We start from the raw sequence: 6,111 nt of genomic DNA, 5'->3' as shown, positions 1-6,111 counted from the left end.
CAGCTGCTACAGATCGCATTAGCGCTTAACTGACTGGCATTACCTGTCTCGGTGGCTTTTGTGCTTTCGCCGGTCAGTCGTAGATCGCTTTCTTTTTCCAGTCCGCGTCGGCCTCGACGTCTTTGAGGCCCTCGGTCAACTGGTTGACTTCGCCTTCGACCGGCGCGATGCGATCCATGACCTGGTCATTGGCGCGAGCCAGGAGTTTTTCCAGGTATTCCAGTTGCTCGGCGTAGACCTGTGGCTCCTGTTGTTTGCGCAGGTACTGCACGCCGCGCTCGAATGCCAGGCGAGCCTGCCCCGGCTGGTTCTGTTGCAGGGAGTGCTGGCCGAGGTTGTTGAAGAACTCGATATGCAGCAGCACCAGGATGTGGCGCACTTCACGGATCCAGCGTTTGGCTTCGTTGGGGGGCAGGAAGCCATCCTGTGCCGCGCGGGTAATCTGGCCGTGCAGGGCTTCGAGCAGGAAGCGTACATCCTTGGCCTTGGCTTCGGTCTGGATCGGTGCTGGCGGATTGTTGACCGGGATGGATTCGCCCCGGCCGACAAGGGCCTCCAGTTCGGCGATCCGTGCCTTGAGGTTGGCGCTGGACTTTTCCAGGTTAAGCAGGCGCTGGCAGACATTCAGTTCCAGGCGGGCCAACAACAGTTTGAGTGCCGGGGTCATCAACTGGCCGGGGAACGTCTCGGTGATTTCGCCACAGCGTCGCAAGCGATCGTTGAGCTCAATCTTGGTACGGGCCTTTTCCAGCTTGTTGTTTTCCGCCACATGGTTCATGTAGCCAATGGCGATCAACAGTGCGATCCCGGCTACGACTAGCAGGGTGATCATGAGTGGCGTCACCGGTAAGACCTCTTTATAGGGTGCGCATGCGAGTCTGGTGGTTTGGCATTTGAGCGCCCAGGCCCGCACGACAGGTTGGATCGGACATGCTTGTGCTTATATCGGCCGGAGCCCCGGATCTATAAATGATGGCACTCGATATACAGATTGCCATCATTGGGTGGACTATAACGTCTTGGCGGGTGCCGGAATATAGGCGTCAAACGCCGGGCAGCGGAAAAACCGCAATGGCGCTCAAAAGCAGGGCGAAGTCATTGATTTAAATAAATTTATATCAGGGGGTTGACGACCTCTCAATCCATCCATAGAATGCGCGCCACTTGCAGCGTAAAGCACACAGCGAAACGCGGCAGGGAGTGAATGCAGTACGTGTGTCCCCTTCGTCTAGTGGCCTAGGACACCGCCCTTTCACGGCGGTAACAGGGGTTCGAGTCCCCTAGGGGACGCCAATGCGGGAATAGCTCAGTTGGTAGAGCACGACCTTGCCAAGGTCGGGGTCGCGAGTTCGAGTCTCGTTTCCCGCTCCAATTTTAAACAGCGTTGCTTTCGGGCAGGGCTGAGTGAAACCAGAACCAAGTCTTCGGATGCGGATCTGGGCACCGAAACACACACCATGTGTTCCGGGCAGCGTGTCCCCTTCGTCTAGTGGCCTAGGACACCGCCCTTTCACGGCGGTAACAGGGGTTCGAGTCCCCTAGGGGACGCCATTTGCGGGAATAGCTCAGTTGGTAGAGCACGACCTTGCCAAGGTCGGGGTCGCGAGTTCGAGTCTCGTTTCCCGCTCCATATTTAACAAAAACGCCGCTCATTGAGCGGCGTTTTTGTTTGCGCGTAAAAAACCGGATCAACCGCTGAGGCTTTGTACCAGGCTTTCGAGCACTTCAGTGGTTTCGTCATCCTGCACCAGTTGCGTAGCGGCAGCCGCTTTGATTTGACGTGCCAGGCGGTATTCGCTGGGTGTGCAGTTGGCGAACTGCTTGAAGGCACGAGCGAAGTAGGAAGGATCCTTGAAGCCGGCCTCATAGCCGATGCTGGTAATCGGCATCTGGCTGTTGTCGAGCAGATCTTTGGCGAAGTTCATGCGCTTGTCCAGGATGTAATCCGTGAAGCCAAGCCCATTGGCTTCCTTGAACAGGCGGCTGAAGCGAAAGGTCGTCATGCCGCAGCGCTGCGCCAATTCCCTCTGATCGATGCTGTCTCGAAAGTGCTGTTCGATGTACAGCATGACATTGCTCAGCGCCTGGTGTTTTTGGTGTCCCGAGGTCAGGCGGATGCTTTCCGGCAGGGTCGGGGAGTGGTCGATCTGCGATGACTTGCCCCGGCTGTTGGCATTTCGGCGCAGTTCGCAGAGCTGCACCACCGCCGTCAGGTAACGCTTCTTCTCGGTGGTCGAGAGCGGGAGCACCATGTATTCCCAGACGCTGGAGCGCATGGCCCATACAGCCAGTTCCTCCGAGTGCTGCACGGTGAACATGGTGATCGGGATGGTGGGGGTGGTGCGTTTGATCTCCAGCAATAGCCTCAAGCCTGGCGTGTCGGGGCGATCAAAATGGATGCAGATCATGTCTGCCGGTTCCGTGATGGGCAACACGGAGTTTTTCGCCAGTCTGCAGTCGCAGGTGTCCTCGAACTGCGCGACGAGTTCTTTCGTGGACCGATCATGAGTCAGATCGAACCACAGGAGCGATGGCCTTTTGGTCAAATTGGACGTCATGTCTCTACTCTGGGGTTCTTGGTGACTCTCTTAGCTAAGGAGTATTGCCAAGGTGCCATTACTTTGCAGATTTAATCCTGATAGGAAAGACGATTTTTAGTTCTTTTCGCTATATGAGTTGCCTGGAAGGCAGCCTGGGTGAGTGTTTGTTGGTGTGTGTTCGACGAGCCCGGGTTGAACCGCTTGTCGCTTTTGAATCAATGACAATTGCCTTTGCGTTTCAGTGCCTTGTTCACCCCTCCCGTTACTTCCGCAAAGGCCAATACCCCGTATTTGGCTGCCCCGCAAAATAGTCCTAGCGATGTGCAAAATCTTACTAACGCCCATGCCTTGTCCCTGACTAATGTTGCACTCAGGCAGCGCAGAACGTACTGCCTCCGAAAAAAACAACATTCGAGTGAGGTGGGCAAAATGATCATGCAAACAATCAAGGCTTCGGTAGTGAAATTCGCCAAAGACGAAGATGGCCTGACCATTGTGGAATACGCGGTGGCCGGTGGGTTAATTACGGTAGCTGTTGCCGCAATGTTCACTCTTTTGGGCGGCGCCGTGAACACCAAAATCACAGCGCTGTGCGCTGCGGTCAAAGGTGCTGCGTGCTGATAACAGCGACTCACGGTGGCGGGGCGCGGTGAAATCCAGGGAACAGCCGGTTCTACGGTTTCACTAATAGACCGAACAACTCAAAGGACTTCGCGCTGTCCCCGCCAATGTGATTTTTGAGCCCTATGGTGAGGTACACAAAAATGACTCTGCAAACACTCAGAACTTCAATATGCAAATTCGCTAAAGATGAAGATGGCCTGACAATTGTGGAATACGCCGTGGCCGGAGGGTTAATTACGGTAGCTGTTGCCGCAATGTTCGTTACTTTGGGCGGCGAGGTGAACACCAGGATCACAGCGGTGTGCGCCGCGGTCAAAGGCGCTGCCTGCTAACGATAATCCCGCTAGGGGAGACGCACCATGTCCATGGAATTGCTGGTGTCGACAGTTGTACTGCTAGGACTATTGGGCGTGGCGGTGGTGAGCGATCTGCTTCGCCACCGTATTCCCAACATATTGGTTCTGTTGGGTCTTGCTCTGGGGCTGGGCGGTCAAATGTATTCAGGTGGTGTCGTCGGATTGGGTGACAGCCTGTTGGGCATTCTGATCTGTTTTGCGCTGTTTCTGCCGATGTACGCCTTCGGTGGCATGGCTGCCGGTGACGTCAAGTTGATGGCCATGGTTGGCAGTTTTCTACCATTCCATTTCGCATTGTGGGCTGCCTTATTCAGCTTGATCGCCGGTGGCGTGTGCGGTTTTTTGATTGTACTGGCTCGCGGTCAATTGCTTCAGACCCTGGGGCGCTATTGGCTGATGCTGAGGGCACAGGCCTATCTCGCGCCGACTTCAGATGAAGTAGCCGGCAAGCCTTTTCCGTATTCGATTGCAATCCTGATCGGCACTTTGAACAGCGTCTACTGGCAATTGGTTGCCGGTGGATTGGGAGGTTAGTCATGCACGTCATCGTCGAGAGTGATGCCTACCCCAGCGATCGGGACGCGGTACAACGACTGGCTCCTCAGCCCTGCACTATCCGCGAAACCGGTCTGACCGACAGTTTTCTCGGCGAGTTGGTGTGCAAGCATTTGTTTGATGCCGGTGTGCTGGACATGTCGCGGCTGGTGGACCGCCTGGCACTGACCGGCGCGGTACTTGAAGAGGTCCTGGCGTTTCTGCGCAAGGATGGCCGTGTCGAAGTGCTTGGTCAGGTGAGTCAAACGGGCGGGCAGATGCTGCGTTATGGCCTGACCGAACGTGGTCGCAGTGTCGCCCGCGATGCCCTGTCACGTAGTGGCTATATCGGTGCGGCACCCTTCCCGGTGAGTACCTACCGGTCCCTGATCAAACTGCAGACCATTCACCATGGTCGCATCAACGCCAACGATATGCGCAATGCCCTGGCTGGCGTAGTGCTCACGGAGGGGATGCTCGATCAGCTGGGTGTGGCGCTGAACTCCGGGCGCGCGATCATGATTTATGGCCCCGCGGGTACCGGCAAGACTTATGTCAGCACTCGGCTGATCCGTCTGTTCGCCGAGGCCATCTGGGTCCCTCATGCCATCGTCATCAACGAGTCGGTGATCGAGATTTATGACCCGCAGGTGCATCAGCGGCTCGATGAAAATGCTCAACAGAACAATCTGATGCTCAACGAAGGGATCGACCGTCGACTGCTGCGCTGCAAACGCCCGATCGTCATCACGGGCGGTGAGTTGAGCATGGAACAGCTGGACGTTCGTTATGACCCCTTCACCCGTCAATACCAGGCCGCCTTGCAGCTCAAGGCCAGCAATGGCCTGTTCATCATCGACGACATGGGGCGCCAGCGCATGGCACCCGCCGAGCTGTTCAATCGCTGGATCGTCCCGATGGAAGAGAAACGTGATTTCCTCAACCTGGGCGGCGGTCGGCATTGCGAGTTGCCGTTCGATCTGATTCTGGTGTTTTCCACCAACCTCAATCCCCTGGAGCTGGCTGATGAGGCCTTCCTTCGCCGGATTGGCTACAAGCTGCAGTTCGGTTACCTGAAACCCGAAGAGTACGAAAAGATCTGGCGTCAGGAAAACGAGCGTCTGGGCATTTCCTATGACCCGCTGTTGTTGCGTTATGTGCTGCAAAGGCTTTATGCAAGTGAAGGCATGCCCCTGGTGCCCTGCCATCCCCGCGATCTCCTGAACATGGCGCTCGATCGCCAGCGTTATACCGGCGGTTCCGGACCACTGTCACCGAAAGAGTTGGAATGGGCCTGGCACAACTACTTCGTCCAGCTCAACTTTCTTTGATACGGAGAAACTGACATGAGCTCTCGTACGCTTACCCTGATAGGCGCTTCCCTGGTTATGGGCCTTGGTGCTGCATGGATGGCCGACTCCTGGTTGAGCGCGCGGCTCAATGCCACCCCGGATGACCACCTTCGAAGCGTGGTGGTCGCCACGGTAGAGATTCCATTCGGGCAGATGGTCGAGGCCCAGCAGGTTACGACCGTACGCATGCCCATGGATACGATCCCGGACGATGCCTTCGATTCCAGCGAAAAAACAGTGGGCAAGATCGCAACGTTCGACATTCTGCGGGGTGACATCGTACGCGGTGCGCGTCTGAGCGAGCACCTGGGGGGCAGCACCCTGGCCTCTTTGATAGCTCCTGACAAACGCGCCATATCGGTACGTGTGGACGATGTGGTTGGCGTCGGCGGATTCCTGTTACCAGGTAACCGGGTCGATGTATTGGCGACCAAAACCACCAATGCTGGCAGTAACAGCGCCACGTCCCGGACCATTCTCGAGAACTTGCGGGTGTTGGCAGTGGATCAGACCGCGGGTACCGACAAGACCCAACCGGTAGTGGTGCGCGCAGTGACGCTGGAGATGTCGACCGCCGAGGCTGAAACCCTGGTCACGGCGCAAACCGAAGGGAAATTGCAATTGACCTTGCGCAACCCGCTGAACGCCGAGAAAAAAATCGCGACCGTTACGCCTGCCGCACCGGTCATGGCGGGGGCTACCGCC

7 protein-coding genes and 4 tRNA genes are annotated in these 6,111 nt (G+C 56.6%); 9 read left to right on the top strand and 2 right to left on the bottom strand.

The window, feature by feature from the left end; genetic code table 11:
- Nucleotides 1–73: 73 nt before the first annotated feature.
- The gene (locus PMI28_RS02525) at nucleotides 74–832 is read right to left on the bottom strand and encodes a hypothetical protein (protein ID WP_033063602.1); all 759 of its coding nucleotides are present in this window, start codon (nucleotides 830–832) and stop codon (nucleotides 74–76) included.
- A 385-nt stretch (nucleotides 833–1,217) separates the two neighbouring features.
- On the opposite strand from PMI28_RS02525, the gene PMI28_RS02530 reads away from it, so the two are divergent.
- From PMI28_RS02530 to PMI28_RS02545, 4 genes are all read left to right on the top strand, one after another.
- A tRNA-Glu gene (locus tag PMI28_RS02530) sits at nucleotides 1,218–1,293 on the top strand.
- A gap of 2 nt (nucleotides 1,294–1,295) precedes the next feature.
- Nucleotides 1,296–1,371, top strand: a tRNA-Gly gene (locus PMI28_RS02535).
- Between the two features lie 104 nt (nucleotides 1,372–1,475).
- Nucleotides 1,476–1,551 (top strand) — tRNA-Glu (locus tag PMI28_RS02540).
- Nucleotides 1,552–1,554: 3 nt separating this feature from the next.
- Nucleotides 1,555–1,630 (top strand) — tRNA-Gly (locus PMI28_RS02545).
- Between the two features lie 58 nt (nucleotides 1,631–1,688).
- Here PMI28_RS02545 and PMI28_RS02550 read toward each other — a convergent pair.
- Complete coding sequence (locus tag PMI28_RS02550; protein ID WP_007991967.1) at nucleotides 1,689–2,558, bottom strand: AraC family transcriptional regulator; 870 nt, start codon at nucleotides 2,556–2,558, stop codon at nucleotides 1,689–1,691.
- A 411-nt stretch (nucleotides 2,559–2,969) separates the two neighbouring features.
- Between PMI28_RS02550 and PMI28_RS02555 the strand changes: the two genes are divergently transcribed.
- The 5 genes from PMI28_RS02555 to cpaB all read left to right on the top strand — a co-directional run.
- Nucleotides 2,970–3,161: a Flp family type IVb pilin gene (locus tag PMI28_RS02555; RefSeq protein WP_007991958.1), complete on the top strand. Its 192-nt coding sequence runs from the start codon at nucleotides 2,970–2,972 to the stop codon at nucleotides 3,159–3,161.
- 143 nt (nucleotides 3,162–3,304) lie between these two features.
- Entirely contained in the window at nucleotides 3,305–3,496 is a 192-nt protein-coding gene (locus PMI28_RS02560) for a Flp family type IVb pilin (RefSeq protein WP_007991957.1), read from the top strand.
- 27 nt (nucleotides 3,497–3,523) lie between these two features.
- On the top strand, nucleotides 3,524–4,054 hold the full coding sequence (locus PMI28_RS02565; RefSeq protein ID WP_007991956.1) for an A24 family peptidase: 531 nt from the start codon (nucleotides 3,524–3,526) through the stop codon (nucleotides 4,052–4,054).
- A 2-nt stretch (nucleotides 4,055–4,056) separates the two neighbouring features.
- Entirely contained in the window at nucleotides 4,057–5,385 is a 1,329-nt protein-coding gene (locus PMI28_RS02570; RefSeq protein WP_007991955.1) for a hypothetical protein, read from the top strand.
- A gap of 15 nt (nucleotides 5,386–5,400) precedes the next feature.
- On the top strand, nucleotides 5,401–6,111 hold a 711-nt coding region (cpaB, locus tag PMI28_RS02575; protein ID WP_007991954.1), incomplete at its 3' end, for a Flp pilus assembly protein CpaB.

Origin of the sequence: Pseudomonas sp. GM48 (assembly GCF_000282335.1) — a bacterium.
Taxonomy (GTDB): Bacteria; Pseudomonadota; Gammaproteobacteria; order Pseudomonadales; family Pseudomonadaceae; genus Aquipseudomonas.
This window is presented reverse-complemented; position numbering and strand designations above follow the sequence as displayed.